21 protein-coding genes are annotated in these 23307 nt (G+C 45.5%); 12 read left to right on the top strand and 9 right to left on the bottom strand.

The features are described from left to right. Positions 1–55 precede the first annotated feature (55 nt). From GVO62_RS00940 to fdhD, 3 genes are all read left to right on the top strand, one after another. On the top strand, positions 56–871 hold the full coding sequence (locus tag GVO62_RS00940) for a leishmanolysin-related zinc metalloendopeptidase (RefSeq protein ID WP_159117356.1): 816 nt from the start codon (positions 56–58) through the stop codon (positions 869–871). Positions 872–943: 72 nt separating this feature from the next. Then, on the top strand, positions 944–1543 hold the full coding sequence (gene mobA / locus GVO62_RS00945; RefSeq protein WP_236547029.1) for a molybdenum cofactor guanylyltransferase: 600 nt from the start codon (positions 944–946) through the stop codon (positions 1541–1543). Between the two features lie 64 nt (positions 1544–1607). Further along, positions 1608–2426: a formate dehydrogenase accessory sulfurtransferase FdhD gene (gene fdhD, locus GVO62_RS00950; protein ID WP_159117358.1), complete on the top strand. Its 819-nt coding sequence runs from the start codon at positions 1608–1610 to the stop codon at positions 2424–2426. Between the two features lies 1 nt (position 2427). On the opposite strand, the gene GVO62_RS00955 is transcribed toward fdhD, so the two are convergent. The 3 genes from GVO62_RS00955 to GVO62_RS00965 form a co-directional block, all read right to left on the bottom strand. Beyond that, positions 2428–4752, bottom strand: a complete 2325-nt coding sequence (locus GVO62_RS00955) for an FdhF/YdeP family oxidoreductase (RefSeq protein ID WP_159117359.1) — start codon at positions 4750–4752, stop codon at positions 2428–2430. Between the two features lie 130 nt (positions 4753–4882). Beyond that, positions 4883–5797, bottom strand: a complete 915-nt coding sequence (locus GVO62_RS00960; protein ID WP_159117360.1) for a pyridoxamine 5'-phosphate oxidase family protein — start codon at positions 5795–5797, stop codon at positions 4883–4885. Between the two features lie 82 nt (positions 5798–5879). Beyond that, complete coding sequence (locus GVO62_RS00965; protein ID WP_159117361.1) at positions 5880–6341, bottom strand: nuclear transport factor 2 family protein; 462 nt, start codon at positions 6339–6341, stop codon at positions 5880–5882. Positions 6342–6483: 142 nt separating this feature from the next. Between GVO62_RS00965 and GVO62_RS00970 the strand changes: the two genes are divergently transcribed. Further along, positions 6484–7392, top strand: a complete 909-nt coding sequence (locus GVO62_RS00970; RefSeq protein ID WP_236547030.1) for a LysR family transcriptional regulator — start codon at positions 6484–6486, stop codon at positions 7390–7392. A gap of 229 nt (positions 7393–7621) precedes the next feature. Beyond that, positions 7622–8086 carry a GNAT family N-acetyltransferase gene (locus tag GVO62_RS00975; protein ID WP_105931035.1) on the top strand — a complete coding sequence of 155 codons (465 nt, stop codon included), beginning with the start codon at positions 7622–7624 and terminating at the stop codon, positions 8084–8086. A 145-nt stretch (positions 8087–8231) separates the two neighbouring features. Here the strand turns inward: GVO62_RS00975 and GVO62_RS00980 are convergent, their stop codons facing one another. The 5 genes from GVO62_RS00980 to rne all read right to left on the bottom strand — a co-directional run bounded on the left by GVO62_RS00980 (position 8232) and on the right by rne (position 16338). After that, complete coding sequence (locus GVO62_RS00980; protein ID WP_159117362.1) at positions 8232–9056, bottom strand: haloacid dehalogenase type II; 825 nt, start codon at positions 9054–9056, stop codon at positions 8232–8234. Between the two features lie 175 nt (positions 9057–9231). Then, positions 9232–9921, bottom strand: a complete 690-nt coding sequence (locus GVO62_RS00985; protein WP_159117363.1) for a response regulator transcription factor — start codon at positions 9919–9921, stop codon at positions 9232–9234. 42 nt (positions 9922–9963) lie between these two features. Further along, the gene (locus GVO62_RS00990) at positions 9964–11535 is read right to left on the bottom strand and encodes a sensor histidine kinase (protein WP_159117364.1); all 1572 of its coding nucleotides are present in this window, start codon (positions 11533–11535) and stop codon (positions 9964–9966) included. A gap of 114 nt (positions 11536–11649) precedes the next feature. Next, entirely contained in the window at positions 11650–12831 is a 1182-nt protein-coding gene (locus GVO62_RS00995) for an oxidoreductase family protein (RefSeq protein ID WP_159117365.1), read from the bottom strand. Positions 12832–12924: 93 nt separating this feature from the next. Then, positions 12925–16338 (bottom strand): ribonuclease E, encoded by a 3414-nt coding sequence (gene rne / locus GVO62_RS01000; RefSeq protein WP_159117366.1) that lies wholly within the window; start codon positions 16336–16338, stop codon positions 12925–12927. Between the two features lie 792 nt (positions 16339–17130). On the opposite strand from rne, the gene rluC reads away from it, so the two are divergent. Together rluC and GVO62_RS01010 are read left to right on the top strand one after the other, a co-directional pair. Continuing rightward, the gene (gene rluC / locus GVO62_RS01005) at positions 17131–18072 is read left to right on the top strand and encodes a 23S rRNA pseudouridine(955/2504/2580) synthase RluC (protein ID WP_159117367.1); all 942 of its coding nucleotides are present in this window, start codon (positions 17131–17133) and stop codon (positions 18070–18072) included. Positions 18073–18077: 5 nt separating this feature from the next. Next, complete coding sequence (locus tag GVO62_RS01010; protein ID WP_159117368.1) at positions 18078–18785, top strand: HAD-IA family hydrolase; 708 nt, start codon at positions 18078–18080, stop codon at positions 18783–18785. Positions 18786–18791: 6 nt separating this feature from the next. Here GVO62_RS01010 and GVO62_RS01015 read toward each other — a convergent pair whose 3' ends face one another. Next, positions 18792–19412 carry a Maf family protein gene (locus GVO62_RS01015; RefSeq protein ID WP_159117369.1) on the bottom strand — a complete coding sequence of 207 codons (621 nt, stop codon included), beginning with the start codon at positions 19410–19412 and terminating at the stop codon, positions 18792–18794. Between the two features lie 177 nt (positions 19413–19589). On the opposite strand from GVO62_RS01015, the gene yceD reads away from it, so the two are divergent. The 5 genes from yceD (at position 19590) to fabD (ending at position 23295) form a co-directional block, all read left to right on the top strand. After that, positions 19590–20123 carry a 23S rRNA accumulation protein YceD gene (yceD, locus tag GVO62_RS01020; RefSeq protein ID WP_105931044.1) on the top strand — a complete coding sequence of 178 codons (534 nt, stop codon included), beginning with the start codon at positions 19590–19592 and terminating at the stop codon, positions 20121–20123. A gap of 3 nt (positions 20124–20126) precedes the next feature. Next, positions 20127–20297 (top strand): 50S ribosomal protein L32, encoded by a 171-nt coding sequence (gene rpmF / locus GVO62_RS01025; RefSeq protein WP_012518206.1) that lies wholly within the window; start codon positions 20127–20129, stop codon positions 20295–20297. A gap of 15 nt (positions 20298–20312) precedes the next feature. Further along, entirely contained in the window at positions 20313–21338 is a 1026-nt protein-coding gene (gene plsX, locus GVO62_RS01030) for a phosphate acyltransferase PlsX (protein ID WP_105931045.1), read from the top strand. Further along, positions 21335–22300, top strand: a complete 966-nt coding sequence (locus tag GVO62_RS01035) for a beta-ketoacyl-ACP synthase III (protein ID WP_105931046.1) — start codon at positions 21335–21337, stop codon at positions 22298–22300. Before plsX ends, GVO62_RS01035 begins: the two co-directional genes overlap by 4 nt. A 68-nt stretch (positions 22301–22368) precedes the next feature. Then, positions 22369–23295 (top strand): ACP S-malonyltransferase, encoded by a 927-nt coding sequence (fabD, locus tag GVO62_RS01040; RefSeq protein ID WP_105931047.1) that lies wholly within the window; start codon positions 22369–22371, stop codon positions 23293–23295. Positions 23296–23307: the final 12 nt, after the last annotated feature.

Consider the following 23307-nt stretch of genomic DNA (forward strand, 5'->3'; position numbering starts at 1 on the left):
TTCTATGCGGATTGGTATTGTACATCTTCACGTTTGCTGATTCAGGAGTCATACTATGGGCGGCGCAGCTAAATTAGTGTTAGCTATTACTTTTGCTCTATTCTTTTCTACTTCTGCAAAAGCAGGTTTATTTAGTATTTCAATCAATAACCTGGGCGGATTAACACCATCACAATCAAGTATTTTTAATGATGCTATAGAATATTGGGAATCATATCTTACAGGGGTTCAAAGCACATTTGATCATAGTATTCTTATTGACGCGAGCGGCGTATCCATTGATGGGACGGGGGGGATCCTTGGTCAAGCTGGACCTACTGCAATAACACAATTAGGCGATAGTCCTTTCGTTTATGCAAATAGAGGACGGATGCGGTTTGATAGCGCTGATTTGAGTAGCCTCGAAAATCGTGGCCGGCTTTTTGACGTTATCGTTCACGAAATGGCCCATGTGATAGGGTTTGGAACGCTCTGGACGACAGACTTTTTTATCGCGGGTAGTCAGTCGAACTATGTAAATGGGTCTGGGCGCTATACTGGAGAATATGCTTTAGAAATTTATCGCCGTGAGTTTGTTGAAAACGCTGAATTTATCCCAGTCGAACTTGGTGGCGGAGCGGGCACTGCCAACAGTCATTGGGACGAACCTTGGCCTGGTGGTTCATCGGACTTAATGACCGGATATTTGGGGCCGTATCCAATTACCTTAAGTGACACCACAGTGGCGTCGTTTGCTGATATTGGTTATTACACCACAGTAACTCATGCTGTAAGTGAGGCCGCGACGGTTTGGATATTTCTCTTTTCTGTGGGGTTAGTGGCTATGAGGAGTAACTCAGGAAGGCAGCGGCGCTTTTTCAACTACGTTTAATTTGCATTAAGCGCGCCCTATAATTTATTTCAAAGACGAAATTCTTTATAACCCAAGAAAATGGAGATAGGTATGTTATATGGGGTTGTGCTAGCAGGTGGTGCATCTCGACGCATGGGGAAGGACAAAGCGCTGATGCAATTTCAAGGGCGTACTTTGATAACACACGCTTCGCATTTGCTTGAGGCCGCGGGGTGTAAAAGCGTACTAGTAAGTCGTAATGAAGCGGGGTACGTCATTGATAAAATTGAAAACGCTGGGCCACTTGGAGGTGTGCACGCCGCTGTTTGTGAAATATTAAAAAGCGCGCCATGCAAAACCATGAAAAATGGGGAAGAGGAAGCGCTTAAGCGCGAACTTTTGGTTTTGCCAGTCGATATGCCTAAAATGACATCACAGTTACTTAATCAATTAGTTTCACTAGGAAGGCAAAATGAACGGGCTTGTTTCGTCGAAAACCGCTTTCTCCCTTTTTATTTACCGATTAGCAGCAACACACAAGAGGCGTTAAATGATTATCTTGTTAACCAAGGTAAAAGACGAGTTATTGGTTTTCTAGAGCACGTAAATGCGTTAGCGCTTTCTTCATCAAGTGTTGAAAATGAAGCGCAATGGCTTAATGTTAATACACCAAACGATTGGCCTACAAACAAACCACATCCTTCTTTGTGAGCGAAAAGTGTCAACAAGAAAATCCTCAACAAAAAAAATTTTAGCTCAACATGTCAGGGCATCTATGGCCGTAAAAAACGAAAATAAGAATGAAAACAAAGGAGAACGCGCTGAAAAAACGCAAGCCGTGATTATTCAAGATAGCGCAGATAGCGAAGGGTTTATACTTGCTGAAGAAGTTGCGCTTAGTATTAGCTATAACGGCATAAATTACGCGGTAATGTTAGTGACTCCTTACGATATCGAGGATTTTATTATTGGCTTTAGCTTGTCCAATGACATTATTGAGCACACCAGGCAGATTTATAATATCGAAGTGTCTTATCATCAAGAGCATATTAACGCTGAAGTCGAAATAGCAAATAAGGCGTTTTGGAAATTAAAAGAAAAGAAGCGTCAGCTAACTGGTGCGTCAGGCTGTGGTTTATGCGGTATTGAAGCGCTCGAAAATGCACTACCGGCACTGGTACCTGTGGACATCGTAGCATTGCCTCCTGCTAACTGGTTTGAAGGCTTGCGAATTGCTATAGAAAAATCTCAGCGCCTCGCCCAAAAAAGTGGCGCTGTTCATGCGGCTTTATATTTTGATAAAGATCGAAATGTCATAGCATGTAGAGAAGACATAGGGCGGCATAATGCCTTTGATAAGCTTATTGGGGCTATTGCATCGAAGGGTTATTACAATACCGAGAACATTGCGGTTTTAACTAGCCGTTGCAGCCTTGAGCTTGTTCAAAAAGCAATTAGAGCAAGGCTTGCGTTGTTAGTAACACTGTCTGCACCAACGGCTCTTTCAGTAAAATGGGCGAACCGACATGGTGTAACCCTTATCCATGTGCCCAAGTACGATGCTCCCCGAGCATTCGTGCCAGGCGCGCCTTAGTTTACGTTGAAGAAATCGGAATACGCCCATCAGATTTAGATTTAGTCAGTTTGATAGCAATAAACTTTGACGTCGGGGTAAAGGTGCCGTCTCCGTAACTATCAAGGGGTACAAGGGGATTTGTTTCAGGATAATATGCAGCAGCTTGCCCCTCAGGAATATCATAAGCCACCAGCATAAACTGTTTTATTTGACGGGTTCGACCATCGTTCCACAACGACGTAATATCCACTTTCTCCCCGTCTTTAAAGCCAAGCTTTTTTATATCACTTTCATTTACAAACAGCACGTCTCTCGCACCAAACACATTTCTGTACCTATCGTCCATGCCGTAAATGGTGGTGTTGTATTGGTCGTGGGAGCGTAGCGTTTGCAGTATGAGGTCAGGCTTTTCGCCTCTTGCTATTATTTCGGAGTTCAACAAAGACGCTGGCAATGTATTTGTGGCAAATTCTGCCTTACCCGAAGGTGTTAACCAACGTCTCTCACTTGCTGTATTACCTAGATGAAAGCCACCAGGCTGAGACACTTTTTTATTAAAGTCTTCAAAGCCGTCAATAGTATCAGCAATAAGCTCGCGAATATTGCCGTAGTCGCTAACTAAGAAGTCCCAGTCTACGGGAGTATTGCCAAGCGTGGCTTTCGCTATACCCGCAATAATGGCTGGCTCTGAACGCAACATTTCTGAACTAGGGGGGAGTTGACCATAAGAGAGATGGACCATTGAAAAGGTGTCCTCTACTGTTACACCTTGCTGTCCATTTGCCTGCATATCAATTTCCGTTCTGCCTAAGCAGGGCAGAATTAGGGCATCTTTTCCCGTTGTGAGGTGAGAGCGATTAAGCTTTGTCGCAATATGTACAGTCAAATTGCACTTCGACAAAGCAGCATGAGTTCGGAGGGTATCCGGTGTGGCTTGGGCAAAATTACCGCCTAAACCAATGAATACCTTTGATTCACCACTTTCCATAGCCTGAATGGCTTGAATAGTGTTGTGACCTCTTTCTCTCGGTACCTTAAAATTAAATCTGTTTTCCAGCGCGTCGAGCAATGCTTCTGGCGGCGCCTCGTTAATACCTACGGTTCTATCGCCCTGTACATTGCTGTGACCGCGAACGGGAGAAAGCCCTGCACCAGGCTTACCTACGTTGCCTCGTAATAACTGCACGTTTACTATTTCCTGTACCGTCGCGACAGAGTGTTTGTGCTGTGTGATCCCCATGGCCCAGCACATGATGACCCGTTCACCGCGCTTGTACATCATAGCAGCATGTTGTATCTCGTCTTTTGAAAGACCTGATTGCGCTTCAATCTGCTCCCAACTGGTAGCCTTAACCGCAGTTAAGTAATCGTCTAACCCACTTGTGTGAGTTTGGATAAAGTCATGGTCTAATACCAATGGCTCGCCGTTCGCTTTTGCTTCGTCATCCCACGTTATTAGCCACTTAGCGATGCCGCGCATCACTGCCATATCGCCACCAAGTGACGGTCTGAAGTAAGCTGTATTTGTCGGCGTAGAACCATTGGTGATCATTTCGATAGGATGTTGAGGGTGTTGAAAGCGCTCTAAACCCCTCTCTTTAAGCGGGTTAAAGCAAACAACTTGAGCACCTCGGCGAACAGCGTCACGCAGTGGCTCTAGCATGCGAGGGTGGTTAGTTCCTGGGTTTTGACCTATTACGAATAGGGTATCGGCCTTTTCAAAATCATTGAAGGTGACCGTGCCTTTACCTACACCTATAGTTGGTTTCATGCCTTGGCCTGATGCTTCATGGCACATATTTGAACAATCGGGAAAATTGTTGGTGCCATATGCGCGTACAAATAGCTGGTACAGGTAGGCAGCTTCGTTACTCGCTCGTCCAGAGGTGTAAAACTCGGCCTGATGAGGGGAGGGTAAATCATTTAGGTGTTTAGCGATGAGCGCAAAGGCATCGTCCCATGATACGGGTTCATAATGATCAGTCTTAGCATTGAAGCGCATAGGGTGGGTGAGTCTGCCTTGTGACTCCAGCCAATAGTCAGTGTGTTTCTTTAGCGAATTTACTGAGTGGTCTGAGAAAAACGCAGGGTCAACATAGCGACCGGTAGACTCCCAGTTCACTGCTTTAGCGCCATTTTCGCAAAACTTCACTAAACCACTTTCCGGTGATTCACCCCACGCACAGCCAGGACAGTCAAACCCTTTGTCTTGGTTGGTTTTGAGCATGGCCCGCAAATTTTTAAGCGGCTTTTCGCTTTGGATCCAGCTTTGGGTAACACTTTTCAAAGCGCCCCATCCGCCAGCGGGTTTATCGTAAGTTTTGATGTTGCGCTTATCACTCATATTTTGCCCCTGTGCCCGCGCGGGTGTTTGCTCATGTATATAAGACCTAGTAGCAAAACACCTTAACTATTTTTAAATGGTGTTCCAATTAATTACGCCGACTAAATTATAGGGTTCATCAATTAAACGCTTATTTCCAGTCGCCAGTCTGAAGAGCATAGGGAGACATGTCCGTTATTTTATGGGAGTAAGGGTATATTCCCTTGATGTGTGTAACCGATATTACCGATAAAGACACAAAACGCTCTGCGCCTTTAAAGGCAGCCCCTTTAACCCCAGTCTCTCTAAACACAGTAACTTTAGATTCGGTCGGTTCTACTTTAGCTTTTGCTTTGACGAAAAAAAGATCACCTGTTTCATTGTCCCAAAATAGTATACCTACATGAGGATCTAACAAGATGTTGCCCAAAGTATTAAAGAACTTATTACCGCTGAAGTCAGGGAAGGTTATTGTATTTCCCTTCACGTTAATAAAGCCGGGGTTCCCTCCTCTGTGAGAAACATCCAATCCTTCGTTTGCCTCTTGTCCCAGAGAATTATGTCGTGAAGCAATAAAAAAGGTTTCGGCTCTTTCTATTATTGAGCGTACTCTGGCGTTAATTGTATGTGTAGTGGTAGTAGTCATATTGACGTTGTCAGACATGCTATTCTCTAACTGTCCGTCTATGGCAAGCCGTCGCTTTTTTGTCGTGTTTCGTTTATGAATATACTGAGGGCAGTTTCCGAAACTTTGATCTACCAATATTGTTAGGTTTCCATCAGTTGCGTGGCTTATTGTACCGTTTAATCGATTTCTGCGCCTTGTAGCATATTCAATCCCGACTATGCCGATTTTGCTTCCTGCCATCACATCTAAGTTTAATGCGTTTCGTATCATGTCTAAGACTTCATCGGGCAGGTGGAACCTTAACTGAGTCGGAGAGGGGCTTTCAATTAAGTCATCCCCTCCCCAAATTGGCAGGGCTATAGGGTAGCCTTCGTCATCTACTAAGGCTAAGACGGTGAACGGACAGGAAGTAAAGAACTGCCTGTGTTGCTCTGGCATGTAGCTACGGATAAAACCATTGGTTCGCTCGCCTATTTCCTTACTGTAAAAATGGCTAAGTGATTGGTGTTATTAACAATGCTTAAAGCTCAAGCTCGGACAGAGAGGGGAAGTCGTCAGGACGTTGCTCTCCATCCCAAGTGAACTTTCGGTCACATTCTGCAATAGGGTGTTCGTTAATACTGGCAATACGTTTTTCCATAAGACCCTCAGAGTTGAACTGCCAATTTTCATTACCGTAAGCTCTATACCATTGTCCGGAATCATCTTTATATTCGTACGCAAAGCGCACCGCTATGCGGTTTTCGTTGAAGGCCCATAGCTCTTTTACTAATTTATAGTTGAGCTCTTTATTCCACTTTCTCGTTAAGAAACTCACTATTTGAGCTCGTCCTTCAATGAACTCTGCGCGGTTACGCCAGCTACAGTCAAAGGTATAAGCCCCCGCAACTTTTACCGGGTCTTTACTGTTCCAAGCGTCTTCAGCAAGGCGCACTTTTTGCGCTGCGGTTTCAGGTGAAAATGGTGGAAGGGGCGGTCTCATAATTATCTCCTGTTAATGTTGGGCCGCCTTTTAAAACGACAGCCAGAAAGAAATATGTAAAAACTGATAGTGATACTAATACTTTCCTTTTTTTTAATAATTGGTTATTTTTGAAATTTATAATTTCATTAAATGGAATAATATGGACAAGCTTTTGTGCATGCGAGTATTTGCAGAGGTTGCTAAGTCGGGAAGCTTTGTAGGTGCTGCAGACACGATGTCGATGTCAGCACCCGCGGTTACTCGCTGTATTGCGCATTTGGAGGCACAGTTAAATACTCGGCTTTTTCATCGCACAACGCGGCAAGTGAAATTGAGCGAAGTTGGTGAACATTACCTTGTTCATGTTTCACGTATACTGGCAGATATTGAGCAAAGTGAAGCTGCTGTGTCTGGAATTGACTTGGTGCCCAGAGGTGAGCTTAATGTCACGGCGCCAATTTTGTTCGGTGAACGTTATGTAACGCCCATTATATCCCAATTCCTTAAGGACTATCCCGATATAAGGGTTAACGGTCATTTTCATGACGATGTGGTAAACTTAATCGATAGCAATATTGATTTAGCAATACGTATAGGTAGCCCCAAAGACTCTTCACTTTACGGAGTTACAGTAGGTTACGTACGGCGTGTAACCTGTGCGGCGCCTAGTTACTTGGCAAGTAATCCGGCTATAAAAAAGCCAGAAGACTTAAAACAGCACAGCGTGCTGTATCCTACGCGCTTTAACGAGCCAGCAGTATGGACGTATCACCAAAACGGCAGACCTATTGCTATTAAGCTCACGCCTCGTTTTCAATCTAATCAAAATCGCGCCGCGATTAATGCTGCGATACAAGGCCTAGGTGTGGTGCGGCTGATGTCCTACCAAGTAGCCGAAGCGCTCAAAAGTGGTGAACTGGTCAGTCTGTTAGAGGATGTGGAAGACAAAAAACTACCTATACAGGTGGTAAGTGTTGAAGGGCGTAAAAACCTGACTAAGGTCAAAATGTTCATCGACTATGTAAAGGCTGGGTTGGTGAACAACGAGTATCTAAACCTCAAGACTTGATTAATCCAGAATGCCATGGTCTACGAGCGTTGTGCTCAGGCTGTTTACCCGTGTAGCATAAATATAAAGGGCATTTTGAGTTAAATGGATTGCGTTACACTAAACCAATCGTTATCGTCGCTAAGCTCTTAAATGTGCATGCTGAAATTGGCATCATAAAGTCAGTATCTTTGATAGGATCTGTTAAAGGCACTATTCAAACGTTAATAATAAAATCCATGGAGGCAACATGGTTTCTTGGCAATCACTCACATTTAATGAACTGACTAATAATCAACTCTTCGACTTGCTCAAGCTGCGTGTGGATGTTTTTGTTGTTGAGCAAAACTGTGCTTACCCTGAGCTTGATGAAAAAGACCGCCATCCGCAAACCCGTCACTTGATGGGGTTTCAAGACAACCGATTAGTAGCGTGTGCACGATTACTTAGCGAAGGCGTAAGTTATCCATCGGTAAGTATTGGCCGTGTTGCTACCAGCGAGGCGTTCAGAGGGAAGGGAGCGGGCAAGGCGCTAATGCGTGAAGCTATTAATCATTGTGAGGCACTATGGCCGGGCTGTGATATTGAAATTGGCGCGCAAGAATATTTAAAACGTTTTTATGAAAGTTTTGGGTTTGAAGCCACCTCGACGATGTATTTGGAAGACGATATTCCTCACATTGATATGAAAAGAGCAGGCATGGCGAGGTCGTAGCTAAGTGCCTATCTCGAAAAATCGATTGGCATAACTTTTAGCTTTGGCTCAGGCGTTTAGCCTGAGCATTAAGCTAACCAGCTCTCCCGTGCAAGCCAATAAACAGTGCTTTTATGTGGCACCTACATACCATCAACCCTAACGATTATTTGGCATCGGGTAATTGAGAGACCAGTTCATCTAGCCCGCTTACAACAGTGTCAGGCGCTATTGCTAACGGGTAAAGTACCTTACCGGGACGTGCAATGAACGCCGCTTGCCAGCCCGCTTGTTTAGCACCAGCAATATCCCAGCCGTGGGCCGCTACTAACATAGCGTCTTCTGGTGCTATCCCCATTTTTTTAATAGCCCACTCGTACGTACGTGTATCGGGCTTGTAGAGATTAATGTCTTCTACACTGAGTCGTTCATCAAAATAAGACAAAAGATCAGCGTTTTTAAACTGGGTATAAACACCCTGATTAGATGAGTTGGTAAGGCTCACCAGTTTATAGCCCTTGTCTTTAAGAGCTTGCAAGCCATCGCGCACGTCAGGGTGGGGCGGAAGGCTTCTAAGCGGCGTGACGATTGCCGTTTTGGCTTGCGCTTTGGTCAATTCGATCCCTTCAATTTCTGCGACCATCAACAGTGAGGCAACGCCAACTTCTCCGAAGGTATGAAAGCGACCGGTGGTTGAATCCACCAGTGAGTGATGCAACATGGTAGAGAACCACAGTGGCAACAAATCATCTCGACCGCCTAAGGCTTCACCTACCGAGCCGCGCATGGCGGTCAGGTCGAGTAAGGTCTCATTGACATCGAAAAAGATAATTTTTGGTGCCTTTAATTTACTTGTCACCTGTGAATTTGGTTCTTGCTGAGAATGTCGACTTTCATGGGTTTGTGCAGACAATTGAGCGGATACCACGCTTAAAACTAGAGAGGTGGCGCACAGAAACGTGGGGATCTGTTTAGAAAGAAATCGAGTCATCATTATCCTTAGTAATTAAGATGCCATTTGAACGAGTGTTCAAGTTAGTTCTAATCAATAAAGAAAGCAATAGAACCTGTGATGAATTTACTGATTTATGGGGTTGTAATCGTGGTAAGAGGCTGCATGTTTCCAGTGCTGGGAAAGGTGCAACCTATTATTTAGTTTCGCGCATTTACTCTTTGCCAGTGTGCTTAATTGTAAGGCGATAGCCATTTCCGCGTAATGTCTCAATTACAATGCTATTGCTTGCCTGAAGTTTTTGTCTTAATCGGCTGATGTATACGTCGACAACATTGGTGAGCGGGTCGGCATGACTTCGCCATACTCGACTTAAAATACGCTCTCGAGACAACACCTTTTCTGCATTTTCGGCAAAATAATAGAGCACATCGTATTCCAGTTTAGTGAGGGATATCTCCACGTCGTTCAAGGTGGCTATCCTCGACTCGTCATCAATAAATAATGGACCAACGGAAAGCCCCTCATTTGACGCCGGTGCATTTGTTACCCTGCGACCAAGGGCTGTTATACGGGCCAGTAACTCATCAAAGTCAAAGGGTTTACACAGATAGTCATCGGCCCCTTGCTTTAAACCGTTTACCCGTTCGCGTACTTCATCTACAGCAGTTAAAAGTAACACCATAGGGGCGTTTGGTAATGATTTTATAGCGGGTAGCAATTCCACACTGTCTTCGTCACCGAACATTCTATCGAGCACAATGATAGAGGGGGATTCATGACGAATTCGCGTCACTAAATTATGTAGCGCTGATTCCTCGACACACTCGAAACCTTCGGCGCTCAAACCTCGGGACAGAAAGCGCAATAGCGGGGCTTCGTCATCAGCAATAAGAATTTTCATGGTTTTTATAATCCTAAAGGTTCGAAAATTATTCTAGACGGTTTACGCTGACGGGGTGTTTTGGTCATCCAATACAGGTAGCGTGAGCGTAAATTGCGACCCTTTACCCAACGTCGATTGAGCTGAAAGGGTACCATTGTGGGCCTCTGCTATTGCTCTAGCGATAGACAGGCCTAGCCCCATACCATTGCCTTTGCGTTTTAGTCGAACAAAACGCTCGAAGACATGTTGTAAATCGCTTGATGAAATGCCATCTCCCGTGTCGATTACGGAGACCATGATAGTAGAGCCAACATTCTCAACCTTAAGTGTTATAAGGGCATCAGCATAAGAATATTTGTGTGCGTTTTCGATAAGGATGGTCAACACCTGCAATATTCGGTCTTTATCGATCAGCACGTTAAGGTTCATGTTGGCAAGCCACTGCAAATCAAAGGTTCTGGGCTTTGTGAGTTTTTGCCATAAGTGCATGTTTTGAGTAAGCAGGCCGTGTAAGTCTGATTTCACTAGATCTACGGTGAATTCGTGCATTTCAGCACGTGCCAGCAGCAGAAGGTCATCGACAAGCTTACTCAAGTTCACGGCTTGCTCAAGGATGGTCTCTAGGGTTTCTTTGTAAATTTCATTGGTTGCTGCAGCTTGGCGTAACGTTACCTGCGCCTCTCCGCGAATGATAGTAAGCGGCGTGCGTAATTCATGACTAACATCAGCCATGAACTGGCGGCGTTTAGTGTCTAGCTGGGTTAATTTGTCATTGGCCTCTTTGAGCGCTCGTGTTCGACTTTCAACTTCAAACTCTAGATGTTTTCGGTGGGCATCAGCCTGGTCTTCGTGCTCTTGAAGCCTTACTATCATTGAGTTGAGAGCTTTCACTAGATCAGTGAATTCGCCATCCAAGGTTTCCGGCAGCCGATAATGGTAATTACCCGATGCAATGGCATCGGTACCTGTGCGTATAACAGTAAGCGGTTGATAAAGTGCGTTAAAAAGCCAATAACAGCCGAGCAAAATGAATGGGCAGGTGATGAGCCCTAAGCTAATCGTAAACCACACAATGCTGGTGTTGAGCGTTTCAATACTTGCATTGATACGTGAAACCACGCCTGTTTGGCGATTTACCGCAGAGTTGATGGCTTCTCTAAACTGATTGTCGATGGTTACCTCAAGCAGGGTTTGTAACCTTTCCTGTTGATTAAGCGGAGTGTTGTCGTTGCTAAGCGCAATTGCCCTGAATTCCTCTACAATGCTTTGAATAAGTGTCTCTAGTTCATCGGTGTCTTCTACACTACCGAGAGTCGCTTCAACACCCAGTGCCTCACGCTGATCGAGTTCCAGTGATTTAATACGGTTTAGTGAATTTTCAATCTGTTGCTGTTTGTTTCTTACCTTTGCCTGATTAGCATTTTTACCGAAAATGAGCTCGTCGGTAAGTTGCTTAAACAAGCGGTAAGAAATACTGGAGAGCTGTTGATGTTCTGATAATAGTGACTGAGCAAGTTGGGCTTGTGCCAAATTAGTTCGGGTCAAATGAGCAGATATTGCCGCGCTTGCTAATGCGATCAGCAAAATAAACGTTGAAAGCAGGCCGAATAGGTAAAGTTTGCGTTTATACATGATAAGTGCGTTATATATATTTACTTGTATATACGCACAACTGTATGTAACGGTGCAAAATTAGCGCTATTTGAGGTTCAACGTAGGGCGGAAATGCGTGCTGTGTGCAAAACGCTAAATGCCTTTACTTAACTTGGCCAGTGCAATGTCTGTCTGATGCTGAAGTTCTTGGTCAATTTTCCAATGCTCTGGGCTCCAGCCCGCTAAAAAACGATAAAAATCTGCACAGGCAAAACTATAAAGGTCTTTCCATTCTTTGATTACTTGCACTACGTCGTTGTACGTAAGAGTATCGTTGTTTAAAGAGCCATCGCTGTGTGTAAAGTCGCAGTGATGTTCTTTTTCAGACAAGCGAGCGAGCAACGCTATTTCTAACTCGTTAAAATACGTGTCGAGTAAAGCTTTACGATGTTCCTGCTGCTCTTGCGTGGTTAGTGCGCTTCCCAAAAAATAGGCAACGTCCTTTACTCCAACGCCGTAGCCGACATATTGAAAATCAACAGCAGCACAGGATGAGAAATCTGCGGTAAAACAAAAATTAGCTACTTTAGCATCGCCATGTACGAGTGTTTGATAACGGGCACCGGACAGACGTTTAGAAATAGCTTGGGCATTTTGCTTCAACAAACTTTCAGGCATTGCCTGATACTCATCTTCCCTTGTGGATAAGTGCCAGTAGGTGCCTTCGTGCCAAAGATTGGTATCGCGATTTTTCTCAACGGCCTCTTTAGTTAAAAAGCGGGCGTGAAAATGAGCCAGCCATTTAAGAACCGTTTTTGCATTATCCGGTGAAAGAGACATTGAGGTATGGGTAAAGCCACTGGGTGCTAAATCTTCCATCACAAGCAGCGTTGAAGTACCTCTTTGCGCATGCGATACGCAAGTGGCCGTCCTACATCGGTCAGTAGTTAACCACTGCACTTTATCGTAAAAATAGTTTTCGACACGAAAAGAGCGACGCTTTCGTTCGTCACTTCGTTGTCCGTTCCATCCTCTTGGGTGAGCTAAATTAGGTGGCGGCGACGCGCACTTCACAACGACGTGTGTGAAGCTCTTGCTATGAGCGATGGGATAAAACGCGCTGTTTTTAGTATTAGTAGCAACCCCATAGCCATTGCTTTCTTGCTCAAGTTTATGTTCTTTTTCTTGGCCAACAGACGCAGAGTAATCAAGTTTGGCTCTAAAGCACGCGCCATAGCCGCTCCAAAGAGGCTGGATCATTTGTGTATGGACAACACGGGCACGGCATGCTTCGCTAAGCCAGGTTATATAGCCTTTATCGACTGAACTTTCCATTACTCACCTGCGACTTTTGGGAAGAGGTATGTACCAATTTAACAAACGAAAAAGCCGCTCGAAAGCGGCTTTTTTTACCTGATTAGCAAAATGCTATTCGGCAGCCGTTTCAGGCTCATCAGCAGTTTCGACTGACTTAGGTAACGTAGTCGGTGCCGAAGCACGAGACGCTACGCGAGCCATCGCTGCAGTTTTTCCTGATACTGTTAGTGCAGGGCGAGCGTCATCAGCTTTGGCCGTTAGCGCAACATCAACGAATGTGTCGTTCACTGTTGCAGGTAGGGCCATCGGATGTGATGCGCCACGCTTACCTTTTCCACTAGCCGCAAGGCTAACCTCAGTGGAGGAGGCAACACTATCATCAACCTGCTTAGAAACTACAGGTGTTTCAACTGCTGCTTCTGATGTCGCATCTTCTGACACTGGCTCTTCCGTCTTTTCAGAACCTAACGTTTCAGATGTATCAGCTAAGTTAATCTCCGCTTGTTCTGGCGACGCCGTTGTTTCTTGAGAAGCAGCAGGAGCCTCTGGTTTCTCTTCTTCTTTCGGGGCCAAGCTATCAGCAACAGGAGCGGTGTCTGCTACCGGTGCTTTATTTTCTGACGCGCGAGTTTGTTCAGCCACTGGTTCTTTCTCAGTTGAGTCCGCTGTTTCAACGGAGTCATCAGCTTCTTCTAGGGGCTTTTCAACTTCAGCTGATGGCTTTTCACCTTCAGCTGAAGGCTCTACTTTCTCGGCTAAAGGCTCTGCGTCAAATTGTAGCTCATCCTGAACCGCTTCCACATCAAGTTTAGCAGTTTGTTGCTTCTCTTGTGTTGATACAGGCTGCTCGTCTGCCGGTGTTAATTGACCTGGCTCTTCAGCTTGAGTTTCCTCAACAACAGGGGCGTCAGATTTAACAGGAGACTCAACCTTTGCCTCTGAATCCTGAGACTCTAGCTCACCTGGCTGCTTAACCTGTGTTTCTGAATCGTCCGCTAACTGCGACTCTTTCTTGCGACGCTGACCGGCTGCACGGACGTGACGAGGAGAACGACGTGAACGTCCGCGTCCCTCTCGTTTCTGTCCATTTTCGTCAGCGTTAGCATCTGTAGAGTCTAACGTTTCAGCTTGGCCTTCTTCTGGCTTTTCGACGTCAGGTGTCGTTGTTGCCTCTGCAGCAGAATCAGTAGCTTTCTTTGCAGGTTTCTTAGCCTGTGGCTTTTGTTCTTGCTCTACAACACTTTCTGCTTTGTCTTCTACATCGTCAGACTTTGTTGCTTTTTGAGGCTTAGCATCGCTCTTAGATTTACTTTGCGCCTTGCTCTCTTGTTGAGGTGCTTTTACCGCATCATCACCTTTTGGTGCTGACGGCGCTTTTGCATCAATCTGCTCAATAGTATCAGATGCAACTTCATCTTTATTAACGCGAACACTACGACGCTTGTCACGGCGTTTTCTACGTTCAGCTACTTCACGCTTTTTCTGCGCTTGGTTTTCTTGCTGTTCGCCTTCTTGCTTTTCCTGCTTAGGCTTTGGCTGCTCGTCACGAGGCTGCTGTGCTTTGCGCGGCTTACGGCCCTTGCTGCTGCGTTTGTCCTCTTGCTCTGGACGCTGCTCACTGCGAGGTTTGCGATTGTCTTGCTCCTCGCGTTCGCGGTTCTGGTCTTTAGCTTGGTCTCTGTTTTGAGCCTGGTTGCCTCTGCGGTTGTTCTTGTTTCGTGGCTTACGGCGTCGGTCGTCATTATTACGACTGCGGTTGTTTCGCGGCTTACTATTTTCGTCAGACTGTTGCTTCTTGTCTTGACTTGCTTCTTGTTCACTCTCAGAACCAAACAAGTCGTTTATCCACTTGCCGATACGTGCAAATAGAGAAGGCACATCATCAGCTTTCTTAACCGGCTCTTCTTTAGGCACAACTACTGGCGCTGCCGTAGGTGCAACTAAGCCTTTGAGTGCTGGCTCTTCTCGCTTAACTGGGGCAGTGGTTGAAACTTCAGTTTCTGTTTCTACCGCTGGCATCAACTCTACTTCATAGCTAGCATCTGATAGAACATCATCAGGACGACGGCGTAATACTTGGTAATGCGGCGTATCTAAATTAGCGTTTGGAATAAGCAATAAATCAACACCATGACGCTTTTCTAACAGTTGAATTGACTTACGCTTTTCGTTAAGTAGATAGGTTGCTACTGGAACAGGTAGTTGCGCTTCAATTTGCCCTGTATTTTCTTTGATGCTTTCTTCTTCCAAAATACGAAGAATAGAAAGCGCTAAAGATTCGGTTCCGCGAATAGTGCCATGGCCCGAACAGCGGGGGCACACGTGGTGAGCTGATTCGCCTAGCGACGGGCGCAAGCGTTGACGAGACATCTCAAGCAGGCCAAAGCGTGAAATACGCCCTAACTGAACCCGTGCTCGGTCGCTTCTCACCGCATCTTTCATGCGGTTTTCTACTTCACGCTGATGGCGCACAGGGGTCATATCGATAAAGTCGATAACCACAAGGCCACCTAAGTCACGCAGACGTAGCTGACGAGCAATTTCGTCAGCGGCTTCTAAGTTGGTGTTGAGCGCAGTTTCTTCAATATCACCGCCCTTCGTTGCGCGAGCAGAGTTAATATCGATGGAAGTTAGTGCCTCTGTTGGGTCAATAACAATTGAGCCACCAGAAGGTAAGCGAACTTCACGTTGGAATGCAGACTCGATTTGGCTTTCAATTTGATAGTGACTAAACAGTGGAACTTCACCGCGGTACAATTTTACACGGCTAGCAAAGTCTGGTCGTACTAGCTGAATATGCTGTAGCGCCTGCTCATATATGCTGGTTTTATCAATTAGGATTTCACCAATATCGCGACGAAGATAGTCACGGATCGCACGCACAATAACGTTACTCTCTTGGTGAATTAGAAACGGTGCTTCACGCTCTTGAGAAACCTCTGAAATAGCTTCCCAGTGTTTCAGAAGTACTTTTAAATCCCACTCTAATTCTTCGTAAGATTTTCCTACGCCAGCAGTACGAACAATAAGGCCCATGCCGTCTGGAAGTTCGAGCTTGCTAAGCGACTCTTTTAGCTCTGTGCGCTCGTCGCCTTCAATACGGCGAGATATGCCACCAGCACGAGGATTATTTGGCATAAGTACCAAATAGCTGCCTGCAAGTGAAAGAAATGTGGTGAGGGCAGCGCCTTTTTGACCGCGTTCTTCTTTATCAATTTGAACAATAACTTCTTGGCCTTCTTTGATCACATCTTTGATGTTTGGGCGGCCTTCGAATTTGTAACCTTTAGGGAAGTAAGTGCGGGCTATTTCTTTGAGGGGGAGAAAACCGTGGCGTTCAGCGCCGTAGTCGACAAAAGCAGCTTCTAAGCTAGGTTCAACGCGGGTTATCTTACCCTTGTAAATATTTGCTTTTTTTTGCTCGTGCCCCGGGCTTTCTATATCTAAATCGTACAACCGTTGCCCATCGACAAGGGCTACGCGCAACTCTTCTTGCTGAGTTGCATTAATTAACATTCTTTTCATTGTATCTAACTCTGGTTTAGTACAGCCGTTAAGACACAAAATTAAAGTGACATGTGCAAACCCTCACCGCGCAACCTCACGGCTGGACGGGGACTTTGTTGTAACGCCGCATTATCCTTGGTGGTTGACCATTTTGACGTCGTTTTTAACGTCTTAGCTTACTCAATATCATTCGTACTTCGTATTAAAAAAACGTAGCGAATGAATCGTTATGGTCACACTGCTTTAAGGATGTCGGGAGCGACTTGCCCTTATTACTGTATTCATTATCGCGAGCAATCTTTTATTGCTCACGTGTCATTTAATTCTGTTTTAACGGCAAACTTATTTTATGTTCGCAAGCAATGGCGGTTGCTTTATTACGGCAGTGTAGTCGTTGCCTCTCTAGCTAGGTTGGTATGAAAAGTACTTTTTCATTGCGGATGCCACCAACACGATCGCCATGCTTTTTCGTATACAAGTTTGAACAGCGCCATTATTTTTCGCTGGTTCGGTCTTGTTTGTTGTTTTTATAACGCTGAGTTTCACGATTTTGAGGTAGGGGGGAGAAACCGCCTGCTACCAAAAATTATAGTGTGAATTATTCCGTGCCAAAAACGCCGGTAAGTATCGCACCAAAACCCCGTTTTTAGCAAGGAAAGCAAGTGAATAAATTGTGTATATCTTTTATATCTCTTACTGGTCTGCGCACGAAACTAGTACTTTGCTCAAAATTAAAGCGAAAAGGGTTATTTTCGATATTTTGTGACTTTCAGTTAGCCGAGAGAAATAGCATTGAGGTATACTGAGTGAATGAAAGAAGAATCTCTCCAAAAAGTACGTTTTGTAACCGTTGAGGCCGACTTGGCTGGGCAACGTATCGACAATTTTTTGCGCACGCAGCTAAAAGGTGTGCCAAAAAGCATGATTTATCGCATTTTGCGTAAAGGCGAAGTGCGAGTAAATAAAGGTCGAGTGAAGCCAGAATATAAGCTTCAGGCTGACGACCTAATCAGAATTCCACCGGTTCGCGTGTCGGAAGGCCCGCCTGCACCCTCGCCAAAGTTGGATAAAATCGCATCGTTAGAGTCGCATATCTTGTTTGAAGATGATCGTCTCCTTGTTATCAATAAGCCATCAGGAACAGCGGTTCATGGCGGAAGCGGGTTAAGCTTCGGGCTAATTGAGGGATTGAGAGCGTTGCGTCCGGATGCCAAGTTTATGGAGCTGGTCCACCGGTTAGATAGAGATACCTCTGGGTGCATCTTAATAGCAAAAAAGCGTTCTGCACTTCGCCATATGCACGAGCAACTGCGCACAGGTAAGATGGACAAGCGCTACAATGCGCTAGTGGCAGGAGAGTGGCCAGATAGCAGATTTAAAGTTAAAGCGCCCCTTCGCAAAAACGTGCTGCAATCAGGTGAGCGCATGGTCAGTGTGAGTGACGATGGTAAGCCGTCTGAAACTCGCTACCGGATATTGGAAAAATATGCGGGTGCCACCCTTGTTGAGGCATCGCCAATTACCGGCAGGACCCATCAGATACGTGTGCATTGTCTGCATGCAGGGCATCCAATTGCGGGTGATCCAAAATACGGTGACGCGGATTTTGATGCAGTCATGCGTCGAAAAGGTTTGAATAGACTATTTCTTCACGCTCGCAGTATTTCTTTGTTGCACCCGGCAACCGAAGAACGCGTTACGTTTACTGCACCGTTAGACGATACTCTTGTAAACACACTTAAAGCCCTTTAGTCGTTATGGAATTAAAAGCTCACGAAGCCGCTGTGCGGTCCTCTACCTCGTTAAACGAAAAGCAGCCCCGATATAAGTTAGTTATTTTTGATTGGGATGGGACTTTAATGGACTCGGCTGCAAAAATAGTAAGCTGTATGCAAATTGCCGCAACGCAGTGCGGTATGCCAATTCCAACCTATGACGAAGTTGGGCATATTATTGGTATAAGCCTAAAACCGGCTATCAAAAAGCTGTTCAACATTGAAGATGACAAATTAGCGGAGCAGCTAGTTGATGCTTATAAAGATGCGTTTGTGACCCGTGATACCACGCCTTGTCCGTTGTTCGATGGTGTTAATCCACTATTGGCCAGTTTAAAGGAAGCTGGTTGTACGTTGGCAGTTGCTACAGGAAAAGCACGCCGCGGCCTTGACCGAGCTTGGGCGCAAACCAATACAGGCAGCTTCTTTAGTGCATCAAGAACCGCCGACGAGGCCGAGTCAAAGCCTTCGCCTGATATGCTGTTGCAGCTTTTAGATGAGCTTGAATTTGAAATAAGCGATGCAGTTATGATTGGCGATACCACCTACGACATGCAAATGGCTAAAACCATTGGTATGGACAGAATAGGGGTGTCATACGGCGTGCATGCGCAGGTGCACTTAGAAGCGTTGTCACCCGTTGCGTTAGTTCATTCTGTAAGTGAGTTGGAAGCCGCACTTTTTAATTAGCGCTTTTTAACGCGCAGCTATCTCTAGCAAGTCAACGTTGAAGTGTGCGCCGAGTAATTCATTTAACAGCATAATAGGAAGCCCTATTAAACTGTTAGGGTCTCGGCTTTCAATTTTCTCAAACAGTAAAATACCTAACCCTTCGCTTTTGAAGCTGCCCGCGCAATCTAAAGGTTGTTCTTTTTCTATGTAAGCGCGAATGGCTTCTTCACTATTGTGTCGGAAAAATACTCGTGTTTCATCCACCTGTGTAATCGTTTTATTCGTTTCGGGCTGATGCAAACAAAGGGCAGTATAAAATGAAACTTGCTTACCTTGGCACGACATAAGCTGCTCCACAGCCTTATCTGAGCTACCTGGTTTCCCTAGCAACTGGGGGCCAATGTCTGTTTGTACGAGCGCGACTTGATCACTACCGATAACGATGACATCGCTATCTGAAGAATTGTATTCAGCCGCTACCTTGCGCGCTTTCGCCTCTGCAAGACGCAAACTCAATGCAGTGGGGCTTTCATTGCATAAGGGCGTTTCATCAATATCCGGAGCATATGTATCTACCTGAATACCAATATTGGCAAGCAGCATTTTTCGGTATTGAGAAGAGGAAGCTAGAACCAGATGAGCCACAAAAACTCCTTGTGCTGAAATCAATATGTTGCAGAACATGTGTTATTCGGTGTTTTTACCGACGCTTTATTCTGCGATGGTACATTATCATTGCTCGATATATACAGCCTTTTATTGTAAGTTAAAACGCAATTATGCTTTGACAGGAAGGGGTTGACCCTTTATCATGCGCGCCCTATGCAGAAAGTGAAACTCCCTCATTCGGTTGAACCGACTAAAAGCGCCATGAAACGTTCCGATTACCGGGGCGTGATTGCGTCTAAAGATATGGAACGATTGAGTGAAGCAGTTGTCCGATGCAACGACTATGTGGACGCAGAAGTGCAGTTCGAAAAAGACGCGCAGGGTCTTACTGTTTTTCACGGCCGCCTAGCCACGCAGGTAACACTTATCTGTCAAAGGTGTAATGGTGAACTTGATTATCCCGTGGAAGCGGAATTCTGTTTTACTCCAGTGCAGGGAGAAGAGCAGGAAAGCGACGACATCATTCCCGAGGCTTACGAACCGGTAGAGGTCAACGACCACGGAGAAGTTAGTCTGCTTCAAATTTTTGAAGACGAGCTACTGTTATCTTTGCCAATTGTACCCCTTCATGCAGAGTCGGAGTGTACGGTAAAGCGAGACGACATGTCGTTTGGAAAGATTGAACCGGAACAAGAGCGACAAAACCCTTTCGCGGTTTTGAAAGAACTTAAGCGAGACCAGGAGTAAGTTATGGCAGTACAACAAAATCGTAAAACGCGTTCTAAGCGCGGTATGCGTCGCTCACACGATGCATTGACAGGCGCGACTTTGTCTGTCGATTCAACGTCAGGCGAGACTCACCGTCGTCACCACGTGACTGCTGACGGTTATTATAAAGGCAAGAAAGTAATCGGCGCGTAATACGGCGACTACATTTTGTCTACACTAACCATCGCGTTAGATATCATGGGGGGCGATCATGGTCCCCCTGTTATCCTTTCTGCAGCCGTCAAGGCTATCCAACTTCACCCCGATGTTCACTTTACATTGTGCGGTGACGAAGAAATTATCCATTCAGGTCTTCAACCTCTTTCTGATACAGAGCGACGTCGTGTTTCCGTAAAACACTGCTCGCAAGTTGTTGAAATGGGCGAAGCGCCGACATCAGCGCTCAGAAATAAAAAAGACTCTTCTATGCGCCGTGTTATTGAGCTTGTCGAAAGTGGCGAAGCTGATGCGTGCGTAAGTGCAGGCAATACTGGAGCGCTACTCACTCTATCTTTTTACCTGCTTAAAACACTGTCTGGTATTGATAGACCCGCGCTTATTAACATGATGCCTACCACAGGACATCACAACGTATTTCTCCTCGATTTAGGCGCCAATGTAAATTGCACGCCTGAAATACTATTTCAATATGGCGTCATGGGATCCGTACTGGCACAAGAAGTTGCTGGCATTGCGTCCCCCCGCGTTGCTTTGCTCAATGTGGGTGAAGAAGATATTAAAGGTAATGCGCAGGTAAAATCTGCCGACCAGCTTTTCAAAGACGCACCTGGCATTAACTATATTGGTTATGTTGAGGGCGATGATATTTTTACCGACCATGCGGACGTGGTAGTTACCGATGGCTTCACTGGAAACGTAGCACTAAAATCTAGCGAAGGGTTAGCTAAGTTAGTGATTAACGAGGTGAAACGTCAAACACAAAAGAATTTATATACCCGATTATTAGCCAAAATTGCTTTCCCATTACTGAAATCTATCTATAACAGTGTGAACCCCGACCAGTATAACGGTGCGAGTCTGATAGGATTGCGCGGCATTGTTATCAAGAGTCACGGAAATGCACAAAAAGACGCCTTTTATTACGCCATCGTGCAAGCAATGAAAGAAGCAAAGATGCATTTACCTGAAAAGATAAAGACAAAGATAGAAACGGTATTGTTGGAGCAGCTTTGAGCAAATATTCACGCTTTATAGGAACAGGTAGCTATTATCCCAGCGACGTGCGTACGAACGCTGACCTAGAATTAATGGTAGACACCAGTGATGAATGGATCACTGACCGTACTGGGATTAAAGAGCGACGCATTATTGGAGCAGATGAAACCGCTGCTACCATGGGGGCAGAAGCCAGTAAAAAGGCCATCGAAATGGCCGGTATCGACCCAAAATCTATCGACATGATTGTGTGCGCTACCACAAGTGGTCGCTATGCGCTTCCAAGCACAGCATGCGAAATTCAACGCATTCTTGATTTAGACGGTATTCCCGCATTTGATGTTGCTGCAGCATGCGCAGGGTATTGCTACGCTCTGAGTGTAGCCGATCAGTACATAAAGTCAGGCATGGCAAAACGCATTCTTGTCGTCGGTACTGACTGTTTAAGTCGTTTGATTAACCCCGAAGACAGAACCATGGTTATTCTATTTGGTGATGCCGCAGGGGCAACGATAATAGAAGCAAGCGATGAGCCTGGTATTCTCTCGACCCACATTAACGCATCTGGTTCTCACGGGGATTTGTTGTACGTTGGAAACCCAACCCGTGGTGATGAGCAATCAGTGCACGAAAACTGGGGGGTAATGCGCGGCAACGAGGTCTTCAAAGTTGCGGTAACTAAGCTTTCAGAAGTAGTGGAGCAAACCCTTGCTGCTAACGGTATGGAAAAAACTGATCTTGACTGGTTAGTGCCACACCAAGCAAACTTTAGAATTATAAAAGCCACAGCGAAAAAGCTGAATATGTCTCTTGACCAGGTTGTGCTTACCTTGGAGCAGTACGGTAATACATCTGCGGCCACTGTACCAACAGCATTAGATACCGCTATCAGAGACGGGCGTATTCAGCGCGGACAGCATTTATTACTAGAAGCATTTGGTGGCGGATTTGCCTGGGCATCGGCGCTGGTTCGCTATTAAGCTCGGCAATCGCTTCAGAAATTTTTGATGTATTCTCGTTTCTAGTAAAACAATAACAAGGAATCGACATGACAAAGACAGCTTGTGTATTTCCGGGGCAAGGCTCTCAAAGCGTAGGCATGCTAAAAGAGCTTGCTGAGACGTCTCCGATTATCGAAGCAACCTTTAAAGAAGCCTCTGACGCACTTGGTTATGACCTGTGGGACTTAGTCCAGAACGATACAGACGGTAAACTTAACGAAACCCATATTACTCAGCCAGCGTTGCTTGCTGCAAGTGTTGCAATTTGGCGTGTAATTCGTGAGCAAGGTTTAGACGTAGACTATCTTGCAGGGCACAGCCTTGGAGAGTATTCAGCGCTAGTGTGCGGTGGGGCGATGGACTTTTCTGACGCCATTAAACTCGTAGAAGCACGCGGTAAGTATATGCAGGAAGCTGTGCCGGCAGGCGCAGGCGCTATGTATGCCATTATCGGTTTGGATGATGCTGAAATTGCAGATATTTGTCAGCAAACTGCTATTGCTACAGGCGATGTAGTTGCACCAGTTAACTTTAACTCTCCAGGCCAAGTGGTTATTGCAGGGGAAAAGAACGCCGCCGAGCAAGCTGCTAACGCCTGTAAAGAAGCGGGCGCTAAACGCGCACTTCCACTTGCGGTAAGTGTGCCCTCTCACTGTGAGCTAATGCGACCGGCCGCGGATAAACTCGAAGAAGCGCTTTCTTCTTTAAATGTTCACGAGCCTGCAATCAATATTGTTAATAATGTTGATGTCACCATTGAAACACAGGGTGATGCAATCAAAAACGCGCTAGTGAGACAACTTTACTGCCCAGTACAGTGGACACGTACCGTGGAATACTTAGCTGCAGCAGGTGTAGAGCGCGTTATTGAAGTTGGCCCGGGTAAAGTGCTGACAGGTCTTAATAAACGCATTGATAAGAGCTTAGCGTCTCTTGCAGTAAATACACCTGACGGTGTAGAAGCACTAAAATAATAAGGAATCGCA

It is taken from the genome of Alteromonas sp. KUL150 (genome assembly GCF_009811475.1).
Lineage (GTDB): Bacteria > Pseudomonadota > Gammaproteobacteria > Enterobacterales > Alteromonadaceae > Alteromonas > Alteromonas gracilis.